At 49.8% G+C, this 16575-nt stretch carries 21 protein-coding genes; 12 read left to right on the forward strand and 9 right to left on the reverse strand.

The genetic code is table 11. From position 1 onward, the window contains the following. Window positions 1-9: 9 nt before the first annotated feature. The 7 genes from rplB to JSN25_RS03840 form a co-directional block, all read right to left on the reverse strand. Complete coding sequence (gene rplB, locus JSN25_RS03810; RefSeq protein ID WP_038634702.1) at window positions 10-831, reverse strand: 50S ribosomal protein L2; 822 nt, start codon at window positions 829-831, stop codon at window positions 10-12. Between the two features lie 17 nt (window positions 832-848). Continuing rightward, complete coding sequence (gene rplW / locus JSN25_RS03815) at window positions 849-1151, reverse strand: 50S ribosomal protein L23 (protein WP_000617546.1); 303 nt, start codon at window positions 1149-1151, stop codon at window positions 849-851. Then, window positions 1148-1753 carry a 50S ribosomal protein L4 gene (gene rplD, locus JSN25_RS03820; protein ID WP_000424395.1) on the reverse strand — a complete coding sequence of 202 codons (606 nt, stop codon included), beginning with the start codon at window positions 1751-1753 and terminating at the stop codon, window positions 1148-1150. Before rplD ends, rplW begins: the two co-directional genes overlap by 4 nt. Before the next feature lie 10 nt (window positions 1754-1763). Beyond that, on the reverse strand, window positions 1764-2393 hold the full coding sequence (gene rplC, locus JSN25_RS03825) for a 50S ribosomal protein L3 (RefSeq protein ID WP_003031117.1): 630 nt from the start codon (window positions 2391-2393) through the stop codon (window positions 1764-1766). A 32-nt stretch (window positions 2394-2425) separates the two neighbouring features. Continuing rightward, window positions 2426-2737: a 30S ribosomal protein S10 gene (rpsJ, locus tag JSN25_RS03830; RefSeq protein WP_001181005.1), complete on the reverse strand. Its 312-nt coding sequence runs from the start codon at window positions 2735-2737 to the stop codon at window positions 2426-2428. A gap of 245 nt (window positions 2738-2982) precedes the next feature. Continuing rightward, a complete protein-coding gene (locus JSN25_RS03835; protein WP_087856964.1) occupies window positions 2983-3360 on the reverse strand; it encodes a hypothetical protein in 378 nt (125 codons plus the stop codon). Beyond that, complete coding sequence (locus JSN25_RS03840; protein ID WP_150345493.1) at window positions 3357-4838, reverse strand: peptidoglycan-binding domain-containing protein; 1482 nt, start codon at window positions 4836-4838, stop codon at window positions 3357-3359. Before JSN25_RS03840 ends, JSN25_RS03835 begins: the two co-directional genes overlap by 4 nt. A 41-nt stretch (window positions 4839-4879) precedes the next feature. Here JSN25_RS03840 and gspC point away from each other — a divergent pair, with 41 nt between their 5' ends. From gspC to JSN25_RS03900, 12 genes are read left to right on the forward strand one after another with little or no spacing between them, the layout of a single operon-like run. Then, a complete protein-coding gene (gene gspC / locus JSN25_RS03845) occupies window positions 4880-5806 on the forward strand; it encodes a type II secretion system protein GspC (protein WP_087856962.1) in 927 nt (308 codons plus the stop codon). After that, window positions 5807-7801, forward strand: coding sequence for a type II secretion system secretin GspD (gene gspD / locus JSN25_RS03850; protein WP_204525449.1), 1995 nt, complete (start codon window positions 5807-5809; stop codon window positions 7799-7801). After that, complete coding sequence (gene gspE, locus JSN25_RS03855) at window positions 7798-9273, forward strand: type II secretion system ATPase GspE (protein WP_185656695.1); 1476 nt, start codon at window positions 7798-7800, stop codon at window positions 9271-9273. Before gspD ends, gspE begins: the two co-directional genes overlap by 4 nt. Continuing rightward, entirely contained in the window at window positions 9270-10469 is a 1200-nt protein-coding gene (gene gspF, locus JSN25_RS03860; RefSeq protein ID WP_185656696.1) for a type II secretion system inner membrane protein GspF, read from the forward strand. Before gspE ends, gspF begins: the two co-directional genes overlap by 4 nt. Window positions 10470-10478: 9 nt before the next feature. Continuing rightward, the gene (gene gspG / locus JSN25_RS03865) at window positions 10479-10922 is read left to right on the forward strand and encodes a type II secretion system major pseudopilin GspG (RefSeq protein WP_038634727.1); all 444 of its coding nucleotides are present in this window, start codon (window positions 10479-10481) and stop codon (window positions 10920-10922) included. A gap of 2 nt (window positions 10923-10924) precedes the next feature. Beyond that, complete coding sequence (gene gspH / locus JSN25_RS03870; RefSeq protein ID WP_137347746.1) at window positions 10925-11425, forward strand: type II secretion system minor pseudopilin GspH; 501 nt, start codon at window positions 10925-10927, stop codon at window positions 11423-11425. Next, window positions 11422-11778: a type II secretion system minor pseudopilin GspI gene (gspI, locus tag JSN25_RS03875; RefSeq protein WP_204525450.1), complete on the forward strand. Its 357-nt coding sequence runs from the start codon at window positions 11422-11424 to the stop codon at window positions 11776-11778. Before gspH ends, gspI begins: the two co-directional genes overlap by 4 nt. Beyond that, complete coding sequence (locus JSN25_RS03880) at window positions 11775-12368, forward strand: PulJ/GspJ family protein (protein ID WP_185656697.1); 594 nt, start codon at window positions 11775-11777, stop codon at window positions 12366-12368. Before gspI ends, JSN25_RS03880 begins: the two co-directional genes overlap by 4 nt. Then, window positions 12365-13342: a type II secretion system minor pseudopilin GspK gene (gene gspK / locus JSN25_RS03885; protein ID WP_204525451.1), complete on the forward strand. Its 978-nt coding sequence runs from the start codon at window positions 12365-12367 to the stop codon at window positions 13340-13342. Before JSN25_RS03880 ends, gspK begins: the two co-directional genes overlap by 4 nt. 10 nt (window positions 13343-13352) lie before the next feature. Continuing rightward, on the forward strand, window positions 13353-14483 hold the full coding sequence (gene gspL / locus JSN25_RS03890; RefSeq protein ID WP_204525452.1) for a type II secretion system protein GspL: 1131 nt from the start codon (window positions 13353-13355) through the stop codon (window positions 14481-14483). Beyond that, entirely contained in the window at window positions 14476-14958 is a 483-nt protein-coding gene (gspM, locus tag JSN25_RS03895; protein WP_161668184.1) for a type II secretion system protein GspM, read from the forward strand. The genes gspL and gspM overlap by 8 nt, the downstream gene beginning before the upstream one ends. Further along, entirely contained in the window at window positions 14951-15730 is a 780-nt protein-coding gene (locus JSN25_RS03900; RefSeq protein WP_199967479.1) for a prepilin peptidase, read from the forward strand. Before gspM ends, JSN25_RS03900 begins: the two co-directional genes overlap by 8 nt. A gap of 46 nt (window positions 15731-15776) precedes the next feature. Here JSN25_RS03900 and bfr read toward each other — a convergent pair whose 3' ends face one another. Both bfr and bfd read right to left on the reverse strand, forming a co-directional pair. Beyond that, on the reverse strand, window positions 15777-16253 hold the full coding sequence (bfr, locus tag JSN25_RS03905; protein ID WP_038634748.1) for a bacterioferritin: 477 nt from the start codon (window positions 16251-16253) through the stop codon (window positions 15777-15779). A gap of 71 nt (window positions 16254-16324) precedes the next feature. Beyond that, a complete protein-coding gene (bfd, locus tag JSN25_RS03910; RefSeq protein WP_038634750.1) occupies window positions 16325-16519 on the reverse strand; it encodes a bacterioferritin-associated ferredoxin in 195 nt (64 codons plus the stop codon). Window positions 16520-16575: the final 56 nt, after the last annotated feature.

Genomic DNA, 16575 nt, shown 5'->3' on the forward strand with positions numbered 1-16575 from the left:
CCTCTAAAATTATTTGCTACGGCGACGTACGATGAATTTATCAGTACGCTTGTTGCTGCGGGTCTTCTTACCTTTGGTCTGAACGCCCCACGGAGTTACCGGGTGCTTACCAAAGTTACGACCTTCACCACCACCATGTGGGTGATCGACTGGGTTCATCGCAGTACCGCGAACGGTAGGACGAACACCACGCCAGCGTGCAGCACCTGCTTTACCCAGAACGCGCAGCATATGCTCAGCATTGCCAACTTCGCCCAGAGTTGCACGGCAGTCTGCTTCGACTTTACGCATTTCACCAGAACGCAGACGCAGGGTGACATAAGCACCATCACGCGCAACGATCTGAACGTAAGTACCAGCGGAACGTGCCAGCTGACCGCCTTTACCTGGTTTCATTTCTACGTTATGAACGGTAGAACCAACCGGGATATTGCGCATCGGCAGGGTGTTACCTGCTTTGATTGCAGCATCAACGCCAGATTGAACCTGGTCGCCAGCTTTCAGGCCTTTAGGGGCCAGAATGTAACGGCGTTCACCGTCTTTGTACAGAACCAGCGCGATGTTCGCGGAGCGGTTCGGATCGTACTCAAGACGTTCAACAATTGCTGGGATACCGTCTTTGTTGCGTTTGAAGTCAACAATACGATAAGCCTGCTTGTGACCACCACCGATGTGACGAGTGGTGATACGGCCATTGTTGTTACGACCACCGGATTTGCTGTTTTTTTCAACCAGCGGAGCAAAAGGTTTGCCCTTGTGCAGCTCTGGGTTGACCACTTTAACAACGTGGCGACGACCCGGAGATGTCGGTTTACATTTAACAACTGCCATTGTATTACTCCTCCGACTTACTCAGCGCCGCCGACGAAGTCCAGATTCTGGCCTTCCTTCAGGGTGACGTAAGCTTTTTTCCAGTCGCTACGACGACCGATACGCTGTCCGTGACGTTTAACTTTCCCTTTTACTACCAGGGTGTTAACGACTTCGACTTCGACTTCAAACAGTTTCTGCACAGCAGCTTTGATCTCTGCTTTGGTCGCGTCTTTAGCAACTTTGAGAACGATGGTGTTAGTTTTTTCCATCGCAGTAGACGCTTTTTCAGAAACGTGCGGTGCGCGCAGCACCTTCAGCAGACGTTCTTCACGAATCATGCCAGCATCTCCTCAACTTGCTTAACAGCATCAGCAGTCATTACGACTTTGTCGAAGGCGATCAGGCTAACCGGGTCGATACCAGTTGCATCGCGTACGTCAACCTTGTGCAGGTTGCGCGCAGCCAGGAACAGGTTTTCGTCCAGCTCACCGGTGATGATCAGCACATCTTCCAGAGCCATGTCTTTCAGTTTCTGTGCCAGCAGCTTAGTTTTAGGCGCTTCTACAGAGAACTTCTCGACAACGATCAGACGATCCTGACGTACCAGTTCGGACAGGATGCTTTTCAGCGCGCCGCGGTACATCTTTTTGTTAACTTTTTGACTGTGGTCCTGCGGGCGAGCAGCGAAGGTCACGCCACCTGAACGCCAGATCGGGCTCTTGATAGAACCTGAACGCGCACGGCCGGTACCTTTCTGGCGCCACGGCTTTTTGCCTGAACCAGTTACTTCAGCACGAGTCTTCTGAGCACGAGTACCCTGACGAGCACCAGCTGCATAAGCAACAACAACCTGGTGAACCAGCGCTTCGTTGAAATCACGACCGAAGGTAGTTTCGGAAACAGTCAGCGCGCTCTGCGCGTCTTTCAATACTAATTCCATTGCTATCCCCTTACGCCTTCACAGCTGGTTTAACGATCAGGTCGCAACCGGTCGCACCCGGAACACCACCTTTAACCAGCAGCAGGTTGCGCTCAGCGTCAACACGTACTACGTCCAGGCTCTGAACGGTTACACGTTCGTTGCCCAGCTGACCTGCCATTTTCTTGCCTTTGAACACTTTGCCCGGAGTCTGGTTCTGACCGATAGAACCCGGAACGCGGTGAGACAAGGAGTTACCGTGAGTAGCGTCCTGGGTACGGAAGTTCCAGCGCTTAACGGTACCAGCGAAACCTTTACCTTTAGAGGTACCGGTTACGTCAACTTTTTTAACGTCAGCAAACAGTTCAACGCTAATGTTCTGACCAACGGTGTATTCTTCACCATCTGCCAGACGGAACTCCCACAGGCCGCGGCCAGCTTCTACGCCAGCTTTAGCAAAGTGGCCAGCTTCCGGCTTAGTTACACGGTTAGCTTTTTTAGCACCGGTGGTAACCTGAACAGCGCGGTAGCCGTCGTTAGCCAGATCTTTAACCTGAGTAACGCGGTTTGCTTCAACTTCGATAACGGTTACTGGGATAGAGACGCCATCTTCAGTGAAGATGCGGGTCATACCCACTTTTTTACCGACTAAACCAATCATTGTATCAACCTCTCAATCGCTCGATGACCTGATTAACCCAGGCTGATCTGCACGTCTACACCGGCAGCCAGGTCCAGACGCATCAGAGCATCAACGGTTTTTTCAGTTGGCTCAACGATGTCAACCAGACGCTTGTGAGTACGGATCTCGTACTGATCACGCGCGTCTTTGTTAACGTGCGGAGAGATCAGAACGGTGAAACGCTCTTTGCGGGTCGGCAGCGGGATCGGACCACGAACCTGCGCACCAGTGCGCTTGGCAGTCTCGACGATTTCCGCGGTTGATTGATCGATCAGACGATGATCAAACGCTTTCAAACGGATACGGATTCTTTGGTTCTGCATGAGACCAGAGCTCCAATTATTTTATAGACGAAATAGTTACTCCTCAAACCCATTACGATTGATGGGAGAGTGTAACCGTTCTTACAGAGTTCCCCGATTGGGAACATTGTCAGATAGTCAAATCGACTATCAGTGGCTCATATCGAACCAGCCGTCAATTAAGACAAGCCCGCGCATTATACGTATCTGCGGGCTTAATGCAAGTGAAGTTGTATCGATAATAACCAACCTTTCGCAGGACGACGTTATTGCTGGTCAATTTCCGCTATGGCCTGCTTCACTCGCGCTTTGAGATCCCCGTTTTGAACAGACTCGTCAGGCGATGACGGTTCTTCGCTGCGCATATCATCCGCGCCTTCTTCTTCAACGGTCTCTTCCGGTTCCGGCAGCGGCTGCTGCTTATATATATAGTGCGCGTCAGACAGACGAAAGTTCGGCGGCACGGCCGGCGTCGCGGTATGCTGAATAAACGCGCTATGCGTATAGTAGCCTATGATTACCATGCCAATGCTCAACCCCAGCCATGAAAGCGCGATACGCGCGCCCCGCCATAACGTAAGCGGCATATCTGGACGGTCAAAACGTAGGTTTTCGCTACAATAATATTCATGATCCGTTTTCATGCTTTCCCTCCGTCATGCATCAGTTTTGGGCTTTCATCCAGCGCCTGCCATAGACGAATAAGAGTAAGCCGCCCTACCATACCGTCAGCCTTAATCTTATTTTGCATTTGAAACTGGCGGACTTTTTCCGATAAAAGAGGGCTCCACTCTCCCGTGCTCTCAGCCTCAACATTCAACACGCGACTCAGCATCATATCCAGCCAGAGAATGTCTTCGACGCTGCTTTTCTTCATGATGCTCACATTACCGTCTGGTGAAGGTTTCCACATTAGCGTGTAATTCCCTTGCCACACTTCACTGAACCAGGCTTTATCCATAATCCATGTACCAGCGCCCGACTGGGCAGTGATGGTCTGGTTGCTTTCTCCAATCACGACAACAGGTATAAGGCTATTATCTACCTTTAGCGTTGCTATCCAGGGGAGTTGCTGGGCCAGAAGCGATTCCAGCGTATCAGTGCCCGACAGGCAAACCAAACCCGCCCGGTACGCCTGATCGCACCATGCTTCCCCTTTATTGACTTCATATCCCCAGACGCTGTAAAGCCGCGCGAGCGACTCATTAGTTGACATAATCGTTGACGTCAGCGTTGTGGAAGAAAGTGATGCAGCCGATGGCTGTCCTGCAGGCCATATGCTGGCTATGGGCGGCAACCATCTGTCAAGCAATGGACTGAAGTGCCAGCCAGCGCTACCACATAGCGCCGCGACGACAACCACTGCCAGACACGTCCCCCCGGTTCGACGAGGCGCAGGCAGACAACGCAGCGCTTCACGTTGCTGAAGCGGCGTGATGCTGGTTTGTTGTTCACCCTGTTTCGTTTTATTACGCGTAAGATTCCACCCGACACGCGCCGCCAGATGCAGATTACCGCGGCAACGTTTCTTGATATGTCGGATAAATGTCTCAGGAAGGGCATCTTGGCCCTCCTGTTCCGTTTCGATACAGGGTGCGATTACCCTACGGTAATCCTCAATATCCGGGATGGGTACGTCGAACCAGAGCGGATGCATCGTACGCAACTGGCGCTGCTGTCTCAGACTGTATCTACCGGTTACTAGCAGCCGGGCCTTCGGCATTATGGCGATAAACGCCTTAACCGTTGCAGTAATACCGGTGGTGACCTGATGTCCGTCTTCCAAAATAAACAAAGGCTTATCGCATGCCTTAACGGTTATCAGACCAAGTAATTCGCTCCAGATCGTCTCGCCAGAAAATGACCGTCCGGTTAAACATCCCACCTTTTGCGTATCTGCGATAACCTGCCATTCCCACCTATAACCTTTTCTATTTACAGGTGCCAGAGTTAGCACCCGATGTGGCCATAACGCTTCTACACTGCGTGCAAGCGTGCTTTTTCCGGTGCCTTTTGCCCCATGTAATACCAGCCATTGTTCGTTCAAAAACGCGGAAAGGATATTATCCCGCAACAGTTGCTGGCGGGAGGTCAAAACAGAAATGAACTCATCCATGAACATTCATATTTTCCATAAAATTTATTATTTCCTAAAGTAGGAACGTGGGAGCCAAAACGCTTGTCGCCTGGCAGCAGGATAAATATATTATCGTTATCATTAACAAGAAACAGATTAACTTGTTAGTTATTCTTAATCATAATTTTATGAAAACTATCCGCCACGTATTCAAAAGCACGCTATTTTATCATGGCGCCTACCTCATAGTGATATTTGCAAGCGTTATATGTATTTTTGCTTGTATACATAAAGGATATGAACAGTGGTTTGAAAACAAAACATTGCGGACAGCATCAAGTCAAATTCATCAGGAGAATATCTCAAACAGAAAACAAAAATGGCATTTATCATCCGTGCCCTTAGATGCAGATATGAATGTTTCCCCCCATCAACAATCGCATGCGCAAGAGGCATTGCTGTCCGGGGTCGTTGTCAGCGGAATTATTCATAGTTCAAATAAATCCATTTCCCGCGCAATCTTGCAGGAAAATGGTGAGCAGAATGTTTATGCCATTAATGATTATCTGAAGTCCTCCAGCAAAATACGTGTTACGGGTATTACAAAGAATCAGATAATGTTTTCTTCTGGTGAGCAAACACTGCAACTGACATTGCTTGCTGAACTGGCACAACTGTCCAGGTCTCAGGGGGCGGTAGCATCCCAGCAAGAGCAACAAGCGGTAACGCTGGCTGATTTCATTGATGCCAGTCCTGTAGTGGATAAGAACACTTTACGTGGTTTACGCCTTCTACCACGAAAACAGGTTCAGTTTTTTAAGCATTCTTCCCTCGAACCTGGGGATATAGCCATTCAGCTAAATAATATCAAGTTGACTCAACAGGCAAATTTAGGCAAAGCACAAAATGCGCTTAAGCACCTTAAAATGGCTCAGTTCACCGTCTTACGTAATGCTTCGCCACGGTTAATTAATGTTTCAGTTCAACAATTCCAGGATGGAAAGGAAGACTAAATGGAGAGAACTGTTTTACATCGGCGACTGAAAAGTTGGTCGTTGATACTTTTACTCGCAGCCTCCTGCCGCACTGCATTCGCAGTCGATTATACCGCTAACTTTGACAATGCGGACATTCAGACATTTGTCAATATTGTCGGCCAAAATATGGGTAAAACCATTCTGATTGATCCCGATGTTAAGGCTTCAATATCTGTCAGAAGCAATGATACCTTCAATGAGGATGAATATTATCAGTTTTTCCTGAGCGTACTGGATCTCTACGGTTTCTCAATTATTACTCTTGATAATGGGTTACTTAAGGTAGTGCGTTCAGAGCAAGTCAAAACAATGCCAGGAAGACTCATTAGCGGGACGAAACCCGGCAAAGGAGATGAACTGGTGACGCGTATTGTGTCACTGGAAAACGTTCCTGCTCGCGTATTGTCCCCCTTGCTTCGACAAATGCTTGATGGCGGTAAGGTCGGTAATGTTGTGCATTACGAACCATCAAATGCATTGATCATCACCGGCAAAGCCTCAACCGTCAATCGTCTGTTGGAGGTGGTTAAACGTGTCGATGTGATGGGTGATGCCAAAGAACAGGTTTTCACACTGAAGTATGCCTCAGCGACCGACCTGGCCGACGTCCTCAATGACCTGGCGCGAGAAAATGGCAAAGAGGCTAAACCGGCCACACTTCAGACGCGCATCGTTGCAGATAAACGTAGTAATGCGTTAATTGTCAGCGGTTCCGATCGTGCCCGGGCGCGCATGGCACAACTTATTTCCCGGTTGGATACGCAAGATCAAGGTGAAGGCAACACCCGTGTCTGGTATTTGAAATATGCCAAAGCAGATAAACTGGTTGAAGTTTTAACCGGCGTCACGCAAAAGATGAAGGATGAAAAAAGCAGCGCTTCAAAATCATCTGCCAGCAGCAATAACGATATATCCATCACGGCAGATGAACAAACCAACTCGCTGGTTATTACCGCAGACCAAAGTATCCTCCAGCAGTTAGAAGATGTCATCGCCAAACTGGACATTCGCCGCGCCCAGGTTCTGGTCGAAGCTATCATCGTGGAAGTTCAGGATGGTAAAGGCATTAATCTTGGGGTCCAGTGGGCCAACAAAAACGTCGGCGTGCAGCAGTTTACCAAGACCAATCTTCCCATTTTCAATGCCGCACAAGGGGTTCAAGAATTCAAGAGACAGGGCGGTACCACCAGCGATAACCCTGCATATGATTTGTTCAGTAACTTCAATGGCCTTGCCGCAGGATTCTTCAACGGCGACTGGGGGGTTCTCCTTACCGCGCTGAGTAGCAATAGCAAGAATGATATTCTTTCTACTCCGAGTATCGTGACACTCGATAACAAAGAGGCATCTTTCAACGCCGGGCAAGACGTTCCGGTGCTTTCCGGGTCGCAAACCACCTCGGGCGATAATATTTACAGCACCGTCGAACGTAAGACAGTCGGCACTAAGCTAAAGGTTACGCCGCAAATCAATGAAGGCGATTCCGTATTAATGGAAATTGAGCAAGAGGTGTCCAGTGTCGATTCTACGGCAACCTCATCCACTCTCGGCCCTACATTTAATACCCGTACTATTCAAAACGCCGTCCTGGTAAAAAGCGGTGAAACCGTAGTATTGGGCGGATTGATGGATGACTCAAGTAAACAAGAGGTTTCGAAAGTTCCCTTACTGGGTGATATCCCCCTCATTGGGCAACTTTTTCGCTATACCTCAAATGAAAAAAATAAACGCAACTTGATGGTGTTCATCCGACCAACCATCATCAGAGATGATGAAGTCTATCATTCGCTTTCGAGGGATAAATATACTGGCTTCAAGGAGATGCAACAAAACAGGAGTAGCAAGCAAAACGGTAGCCTGATTGATGTCGATGCCATTGAATCATTAGATGACCACGCATTTGACTCCTCTGTGGCCACACCAGCTACGTCAAACAGCAAAAATCCGTTCCATAACGGCAGTGCAAAATGACAGCCTTTACGTGGAAAAAAGCACAGCGATACGGTATTGCCGTACAGCAGGAAGAGCTGATTTATGCTGAAAATACCTCCCTTGAATCTATGCTGGACGTAGCCGCAACAGCGCCTGAATGTAGCCGGTTTACCCGGCTCTCTACGCAACAGTTTGAGGAAAAACTCGAGCACCTGTATCAACAGAACAGCGGCACTGCCCAGTTGATCGCAGAAGATATGAATAACCTTGATGATCTCAACATTCTTTCTGAGGAGATCCAGTCCAATGAAGATCTGCTTAACGAACAATCCGATGCGCCGGTCATACGGCTGATTAATGCCGTACTCAGTGAAGCAATCAAGGAACATGCATCCGATATTCATATCGAAGTATTTGAGAAAACGATGGGGATCCGCTTTCGCGTCGATGGCGTTCTGCGTCCAGTGGTTCAGCCTAATAAAAAGCTGGCGGCCCTGCTGATCTCACGTATCAAAGTGATGGCCAAGCTGGATATTGCCGAAAAGCGCCTCCCACAGGATGGCCGCATAACGTTAAAAATAGGCCAGAGAAATGTGGATGTGCGCGTCTCTACGCTCCCCTCACAGCATGGCGAACGTGTCGTTTTGCGTCTGCTGGATAAAACCAGCCTGCGGTTATCAATCGATAAGCTGGATATGTCAGCAGAAGACACACGCAGCCTGAAAGATCTGATTGCCCTCCCCCACGGCATTATTCTGGTCACCGGCCCAACGGGTTCAGGAAAAAGTACCACGCTATACGCCATCCTTTCCGCACTGAATAGCCCGGAGCGTAACGTCCTCACCGTTGAAGATCCGATTGAATATGAACTGGAAGGGATAGGTCAAACGCAGGTCAATAGTCGCGTAGATATGTCTTTTGCCCGTGGGCTACGCGCCATTTTACGTCAGGATCCTGATGTCGTGATGGTAGGTGAAATTCGCGACGCCGAAACAGCGCAGATTGCTGTTCAGGCGTCGTTGACCGGACATCTGGTTCTTTCGACTCTCCATACAAACAGCGCCAGCGGTGCCGTAACACGATTGCGGGATATGGGGGTGGAATCGTTTCTGCTTTCTTCATCACTTGTCGGGGTTATTGCCCAGCGTCTGGTAAGACGACTGTGTAACCACTGCAAAATACCGCGCCCCGCCACCCACCAGCAACAGCAACTCCTGCTGGCTCAAGGGATCAATACCTCTCAGGTCTGGCATGCCGGGGGCTGCGAGGCATGCAGGCATAGCGGCTATCAGGGGCGACTGGCAATTCACGAGCTGTTACTTGTTACGCCTGAACTGCGCGAAGCCATTCACACAGAGACCAACGAACAGCATCTGGAGCAAATTCAGCGTCGTCACCATCGTAGTTTGCTGGCAAACGGTCTCCGCGTCGCCGCAGAAGGCATTACATCGCTGGAGGAAGTGCTAAGAGTGACATCGGAAGGGCAAACACCGACGGAGCAGCCTGAATGAAATATTGCTGGACCGCAACAGATGTGAAGGGAAATCGTATTACGGGCGTTAGCGAGGCCGCAAGCGAACGGGACATGGTGGCGCAACTGCGTAGCCAGGCCCTATTGCCGCAAACGATAAAACCCCAACGACGCGCGATCCCCCTGAAGACCCTCCCTGCACGAGTCAGTCACAGTGAATTAACGCTTTTTACGCGTCAGATTGCAACGCTAATCGCCGCAGCATTACCGCTGGATGAAGCACTCGACGTGGTTCGGCAACAAAAAGAAAATAAGAAACTTGCCGATGTGATTACGACTCTTCGGCAGTCCATTCTTGAAGGACAATCACTGTCAACTGCGATGCAGGCGTATCCCCGCCTGTTTGATGCCGTCTTTTGCACGCTCGTTAAAGCGGGCGAAACGGTGGGTCAGTTAGGCGCAGTTCTGGAAAGACTGGCGGATTTTAACGAAGCGCGCCAGCGAATGCGCAGCAAGCTTACGCAGGCTTTAATCTACCCTTCCCTGCTCACTACGGTCGCTATTCTGGTGGTTATTATTTTGCTCACCACCGTGGTGCCTAAGGTCGCAGCGCAGTTTATCCACCTCAAACACGCATTGCCGCTCACCACTCGGATCCTGCTCGCGACCAGCAATTTTTTGTCGGCATATGGACCTTGGATCCTCCTCACCCTCATTGGCGGTGGATGCCTGTTTTCTTTCTGGCTTAAAAAAAAGGGAAACCGGCATCGATTTCACCGTTGGTTAATTCAATTTCGCTTAACGTCGCCTTTAGTATGCGCCATCAATAGCGCTCGCTACTTACGCGCCCTGAGCATTCTTAACAGCAGCGGCGTTCCTCTTTTACAAGCTATGTCGCTTTCCGCTGAGGGGGTGAGTAATCAGGAAATACGCCAGCGTCTGGGTGAAGCGGCTGAGAGCGTTCGCCAGGGCAACAGCGTTAGCCAGTCGCTGGAGAAGACGAAGATTTTTCCCGCGATGATGCTCTACATGATCGCCTCCGGGGAAAAAAGCGGTCAGCTTGGAGAACTCATGCAGCGGGCAACAGAAAATCAGGAAATCCAGCTACAAAACCGCATCGCACTGACGCTGGCAATTTTTGAACCTGCGTTGATCGTTGTGATGGCGATGATCGTTTTGTTCATTGTCGTCTCGGTTATGCAGCCAATTTTACAACTTAACTCATTAATGAACTAAGGAAAGGTTATGGAACAACAGACACGAGCCACAGAGCGTGGCTTTACCCTCATGGAATTGATGGTGGTCATTGTGATTTTGGGGGTTCTGGCAAGCCTGGTCGTGCCGAATCTGATGGGCAACAAAGATCGCGCGGACAGACAAAAGGCGGTCAGCGACATTGTCGCGCTCGAAAATGCGCTGGACATGTACAAGCTGGACAACCATCGCTACCCCACGACGGAACAAGGTCTGGAAGCACTCATCACCGCGCCGGAGCTCTCTCCCAAGGCCGAGAATTACAATACTGACGGTTACATCCGACGTCTGCCTGCAGACCCCTGGGGGAACGACTATATCCTGATAAGCCCCGGCGAACATGGCGCTATTGATATCAGCTCCGTAGGGCCAGATGGAGAAGCTGGAACGGCGGATGACATTAACAACTGGGATAATAACAAAAAATCGCAATAAACATGACGCATCAGAAAGGATTCACGTTGCTGGAAGTGATGCTGGTTGTGGTCATTATCGCCATCTCAGCTACGGGCATTATCGCCATGCAAAGTGACCGGCTGGGATCAGGCGGAAAGCTACTACAGCGGATCGACACCTTCAGGCAGACGGTGAAATACGCGTCAGACCTGGCGTTGCTGGAAAAGCATGTGGTCGGTTTGCGGTTGACCACTGAAGGCTGGGCTTTTTACCTACCGCAAAAGGATTCAACCCACAAATGGAACTGGCAAGAGCTGGCCGACAGCGACAGTTTACCGCTTTACGGTGACTGGGCTGCGCCAGCGAAACCTGAAGTAACGCCTTCAGCAGAAAATGCAAATCCACAAATTATGATCTTACCCGATGGTCAACTGACGCCTTTTACCGTGATGTTCAGAGATGAAGACGGTGCAAAATTCGTGACTCTGCGGTGTGACGGATCGCTACCGCTGGATATCACTCGTCTTGAGGATGCGCAATGAAGCAACAAAGCGGAATGCTCCTGCTTGAGGTATTGCTGGCGATGGCAATCTTTGCGACCGCTGTAATAGGGCTGATTAGCAGTATGCAATGGCAACTCTCTGCTCTCGACACGCTGAAGCAAGAAACTCTGGCACTCTGGGCTGCGGACAACGCCTTGATTGGAACCATTAACGACCAGACCACCTCGGGAAAAGGCCAGACAATACTGCTGAACGAGACTTTCTCCTGGCAGTTGTCGGGTAGCCTGCAAAACCAGTCAGGCATTAATCAAAAGCAAGCCAGCGTAACCTCCGCCAGCGGACGGACGCTTAATCTGTACTCCTGGACGCCAGAAAACGGAGACAAAAAATGAGTAAGATGACGCGGGGCTTCACGTTACTGGAAGTGATGCTGGCAATTGCCATTTTCTCGACGCTCAGTTTTTTGGCCTCAATGGTTTTTTCCCAGGCCTCAGAGCAGCATCAGCGTGCGAAAAAGACAGCCGATAACTTTGATGCTATTCAGCATACGATGCTGCTGTTTGAAAACGATTTGATGCAGTACGTTCCGCGAAAAAACCGTCAGACGAATCAGCCTTTTTTCAGCGAAAAAGATGGCGCGATTTTCACTACTCAGACACGAGACCCAGCCATGCCTTTCGAGGCCGCTTTCATTCTCACTACCGTCCACTGGTATGTGGACAATGGCACGTTATACCGCGCGATGAGACGCTCGCCCGATGGCAAAGAGGAGGCACCACCACAAGCGTTACTCTCCGACATCGCTCATCTGTCCGCAACCATGGCTCTGGCTGAGGGCGACAGTGCATCCACAACGGCTAAAATAACGCTGGAGCGTGAAAACGGAGAGATTCTTACTCGTCTTTTTATTCTGCCCGGCTGGTTCCCGGAGAAACAGAAATCCAGCCCGACTTCAGGGGCGGCTACAGGGACAGCTAAATGAGTAATCAAAGGGGATCGGCGTTACTAATCGTGTTGATGATTCTGGCGCTGATGGCCGCGCTGGCATCAGAAATGACGATCAGCTTTCAGACTCAGTTGCAGCGCAGCCGACGCACAAATGACAGTATCCAGGGGAAATATGCGCTGCTGTATGCCGAAGCGCAAGCCACTGCACAAACGCTGCAGAATGCCAAGGATAAGCTTAGCCAATTTGATGAGCTCCCCCAGTTTGCAGAACTTCGCGACAACACAACGGTAAGCTGGCAAACCAGCGATCTACAACATTGCTTCAATCTGAACGCATTAGCAGATGTGCCGACGGACCCGATGACCACTCTGCCCTATAAAATCGAGGTGTTCGCAGCCCTGTTGGAAAAAATCGGCGTGGAAAAGTATCGCGCAGACGAGATCGCTCAATCTGGCGCAGATTACATTGACGCTGACGTGACGCCCCGTGTCAAAGGCGCTGAAGATGAGTATTACAAGTCCAGCCAACCGGGTTTTCTTACAGCAGGCCAGATGATCTTTTTACCTGCCGAAATACGCAAGCTCAAAGGAATGACCGACGCTATTTATCAAAAATTATCCCCTTTTATCTGCGCGACATTCAGCAATGAACTCGCCATAAATATTAATACTCTTAATGAGCAGCAGGCCCCTCTATTAGCTGCGCTATTTCTCAATAACCTCAGTGACTCAGATGCAAAAACACTGCTGAAGAAACGCCCTGAAGGTGGCTGGAAAACGGTAGATGCCTTTCTCTATCAGGCACAACAAGATTACAGCGCCGCCAAACCCCTGACGGATTCGCTTAAAAAACAGTTAACCGCCAATAGCACCTTTTTTTTGACCACATCTACAGCCCACGAGGGTGACCTTACTTCCGGTATGCGCACATTTTTCTTTTATGATGAAAAAAATAAAACAATTAAAATCTATTTACGCCAACTTACGGATGGCAGTAGCGAAGAGTAAAGCAGTTTCAGTGTCCTCACCAAAACTGCTTATCCGCCTGCAAAAACAGCCGTCAGCCCCCGTGGAATGGGTGGAATATACTGAAGGTGGAGGAGGTGAAATCCAGCTTCTGTCCATGGAACAGTTAGCGGAGCTTGGTACACTTCCAGCGGCGCAGTCCGCACATCTGCTTCTTTCCGCCAGTATGGCGACATGTAAAACAATCGTCATACCGGATGAAGAGTATGAACTGACTGACCAAAAGCTTCACTGGCTCGCTGATGAAACGCTCGACGAAGGGGCGCCCTCATTGCACTGGACATTACTGTCCCGTCAGGGGTCTCGTCTCACTGTTGCAGGCATTGATGCCGACTGGCTTGAGTCTCAGCTCCGAACCCTTGCCGATGTAGGTATTAACACCACATGTGTCACGTTTGACGCCTGTTGCCTGCCGGCATGCGACAATGGCTGGACGGTATTAAGAGAGGGCGATCGGTGGTTGCTCAGAACACAGGAAAATTATCTCTCCTGCCTGACGGAGGCGTGGCTTACCCACCTGCTTACGCATTTCGGCCCTCCGCAGTTGGTAAACTACGGTTCGTTACCACTGGCCTGTTCCAGTACAGAGAGTCAACCTGAACGCCATATTCTGACTCTCTACCCAAACGGCAATGTACCTAATCTTCTACACGATAAGATTCGCGCCCCTTCTCCACGCTCGCCCAGGACCGCGCTCCTGAAGCGCGTCGCGCTATTCAGCATCATGCTGGCTGCGGGTGTCGCACTGCTTACCCGCTCTATTACCTACTGGCAACTCCATAGCCTGGAGAAGCAGCTCAGTCAGGATCTGGTACAGCAGTGGCAGCGATACATTCCTGAGAACAGACACAGTAGCAATTTGCGAACCTATCTGCCGAAACAGTTACAACAACATATCCCTGCCCCCTATTTGTTCTTGCAGCAGTTGCAGTCAAAGCTGTCAGCATTCCCGGGATTGGCGCTGGAAGGACTTAACTATGATCCGGCGAGTAAATCTTTGCAGCTTTTCATCTACGCCAGTGATGAAAGCCAGGTACAGGCATTCATCAAAGCGCGCATCTATGGCTTGCCATTAAAAGTCGAAAAACATGAACAGGGAATGTGGACACTTCGAAATGATTAAACGTGCTCAGGTCTGGTTTCATCATAAAAATACGCATGAGCAACGCATCTTTATAACGTTGTTCGGATGCTGCCTGTTGGCCATTTTTTGGTTTGGCGCCTGGCAGCCTTTAGGTCAGGCTATCGATACAATGCAATCCCGGGACGAAAAGTTACAGCTCGACATACAGTGGCTTCACAAACAGGCTTCAGCAGCCGGTCTTCTTCCACAGCGGACGCAATCGGACTCCCTGGAAACGCTGGTGAAGCGCAGTCTTAAAAAATCGGGACTTAACGCAACACTCCAGCCGGCTCACGGTGGTGGACTCAATATCAGCGCCTCCACCATCAAGATGGATACCTTCGTACGCTGGTTGGCGGTGTTACAGGGCGAATATGGTCTGCACATCGTGGCGCTTGAGTTTCACGCCAGTAAAGACGATGCCGACAGTATTACGCTGACACGACTGACGATTGGAGCGAAAAAAAATGGATAACGGGTTAGCAATATTGTTCCTTGTCGTTGGACTACTGGCGGGCAGCACCATGGGAATGCTCACCTGGCGCCTGCCTCTGATGGTGCTCCCCCCCACCCCCGCAGACGGAGCGCTCTCCCCTTTTAATTTATGGCTGCCTGGTTCGCATTGCTGCCACTGCCAAACCCCGCTGGCGTGGTATGACAACATTCCCCTACTGAGTTGGCTATATCTGAAGGGGAAGTGTCGTCATTGTGGTCTTCCTGTCTCGAAACGCTATCCTTTGCTCGAAGCACTCTGTGCTGTTATGGCCGTTTTCTGTTACGCCCTCCATCCCAACGAAATCCTGCTGGCGCTGGCGCTCTTTATCTATTTTTGGTTTGCGCTCGCACTCAGCGTAATCGACCTGCAGCATTATCTTCTGCCTGACAAACTCACGCTGCCATTGCTGTGGCTCGGGCTGTTATTCAACGCCAGTTTCGGTGTTATACCCGGCAAAGACGCCATCATTGGAGCCGTTGCGGGATATATGATTTTGTGGTTGATCTACTGGTTAGTCAGGTTGTTATGGCATAAAGAGGGGATCGGCTACGGGGACTTCAAAATGCTGGCCGCTGCCGGGGCCTGGAGCGGTTGGCAAAGTATACCGATGATCCTTTACGCAGCTTCAATCACAGGGATTATGTATGGTCTTCTGTTATGGGCAAAAAAAGGACGTCGCGGCGCGCTGATTCCTTTTGGTCCGGCACTGGCCGTAAGTGGGTGGGGTTACTTTTGTTGGATAAGTTGGTGAACTTAACAGGAAGGATTAACTCCTTCCTGTATTAACGACTCTGCTTCTACTCTTCTTCGCGAATTTGCGCCTGCAGATAATTCTGGATCCCCAGTTTATCGATAAGATCCAGCTCGGTCTCCAGCCAGTCGATATGGCCTTCCTCATCCGCCAGAATTTCAATCATCATGTCACGGCTGACGTAATCAAATACGCTGTCGGCATAGGCGATTGCTTCACGCAGGTCTTTTGCACCTTCCAGCTCAAGAGCCAGATCCGAACGCAGCATCTCTTCAACATCTTCACCGATGCCAAGTTTGCCCAGATCCTGGAGATTGGGAATACCTTCAAGAAAGAGAATACGCTCAATGTACTTATCGGCGTGTTTCATCTCGTCGATAGATTCATGATATTCAACGTCATTCAGACGTTTGAAACCCCAGTTTTTGAACATTCTCGCATGAAGAAAATACTGGTTGATGGCGACAAGCTCGTTTCCCAATAATTTATTGAGATAATTTATTACCTTAACATCACCTTTCATTATATAGTCCCTCCGCTTCCACTCTTAGAGAGTAGATGGGGCTAGCGGGATGTCAAAAAAAAGAGTGTGACTCAGGCGATCTCTTTAAATTCTGGCATTTGCATTAATTCTTCTTGCATCACTTCGCGCGCGGCCCGAATACATTTACCACATTGATTTCCAACAGGAATAAACTTGCGTAACTGCTGAAATGACTGTGGGTGAAACTGGCGTACCGCCTGACGAATTTTTTTATCACTGATGCCGTTACACAAACAAATGTACATATATGCTCCCAACCATGAACACCATTAGGATAAATGATTATTGTTCTCAATACAAA

This window comes from Citrobacter cronae, from assembly GCF_016893685.1.
Lineage (GTDB): Bacteria > Pseudomonadota > Gammaproteobacteria > Enterobacterales > Enterobacteriaceae > Citrobacter > Citrobacter werkmanii.

Coding starts and splice junctions, on each gene's coding strand:
- rplB (WP_038634702.1), bottom strand. CDS start 831: ATGGCAGTTGTTAAATGTAAACCGACATCTCCGGGTCGTCGCCACGTT.
- rplW (WP_000617546.1), bottom strand. CDS start 1,151: ATGATTCGTGAAGAACGTCTGCTGAAGGTGCTGCGCGCACCGCACGTT.
- rplD (WP_000424395.1), bottom strand. CDS start 1,753: ATGGAATTAGTATTGAAAGACGCGCAGAGCGCGCTGACTGTTTCCGAA.
- rplC (WP_003031117.1), bottom strand. CDS start 2,393: ATGATTGGTTTAGTCGGTAAAAAAGTGGGTATGACCCGCATCTTCACT.
- rpsJ (WP_001181005.1), bottom strand. CDS start 2,737: ATGCAGAACCAAAGAATCCGTATCCGTTTGAAAGCGTTTGATCATCGT.
- JSN25_RS03835 (WP_087856964.1), bottom strand. CDS start 3,360: ATGAAAACGGATCATGAATATTATTGTAGCGAAAACCTACGTTTTGAC.
- JSN25_RS03840 (WP_150345493.1), bottom strand. CDS start 4,838: ATGTTCATGGATGAGTTCATTTCTGTTTTGACCTCCCGCCAGCAACTG.
- gspD (WP_204525449.1), top strand. CDS start 5,807: ATGGAGAGAACTGTTTTACATCGGCGACTGAAAAGTTGGTCGTTGATA.
- gspE (WP_185656695.1), top strand. CDS start 7,798: ATGACAGCCTTTACGTGGAAAAAAGCACAGCGATACGGTATTGCCGTA.
- gspF (WP_185656696.1), top strand. CDS start 9,270: ATGAAATATTGCTGGACCGCAACAGATGTGAAGGGAAATCGTATTACG.
- gspG (WP_038634727.1), top strand. CDS start 10,479: ATGGAACAACAGACACGAGCCACAGAGCGTGGCTTTACCCTCATGGAA.
- gspH (WP_137347746.1), top strand. CDS start 10,925: ATGACGCATCAGAAAGGATTCACGTTGCTGGAAGTGATGCTGGTTGTG.
- gspI (WP_204525450.1), top strand. CDS start 11,422: ATGAAGCAACAAAGCGGAATGCTCCTGCTTGAGGTATTGCTGGCGATG.
- JSN25_RS03880 (WP_185656697.1), top strand. CDS start 11,775: ATGAGTAAGATGACGCGGGGCTTCACGTTACTGGAAGTGATGCTGGCA.
- gspK (WP_204525451.1), top strand. CDS start 12,365: ATGAGTAATCAAAGGGGATCGGCGTTACTAATCGTGTTGATGATTCTG.
- gspM (WP_161668184.1), top strand. CDS start 14,476: ATGATTAAACGTGCTCAGGTCTGGTTTCATCATAAAAATACGCATGAG.
- JSN25_RS03900 (WP_199967479.1), top strand. CDS start 14,951: ATGGATAACGGGTTAGCAATATTGTTCCTTGTCGTTGGACTACTGGCG.
- bfr (WP_038634748.1), bottom strand. CDS start 16,253: ATGAAAGGTGATGTTAAGGTAATAAATTATCTCAATAAATTATTGGGA.
- bfd (WP_038634750.1), bottom strand. CDS start 16,519: ATGTACATTTGTTTGTGTAACGGCATCAGTGATAAAAAAATTCGTCAG.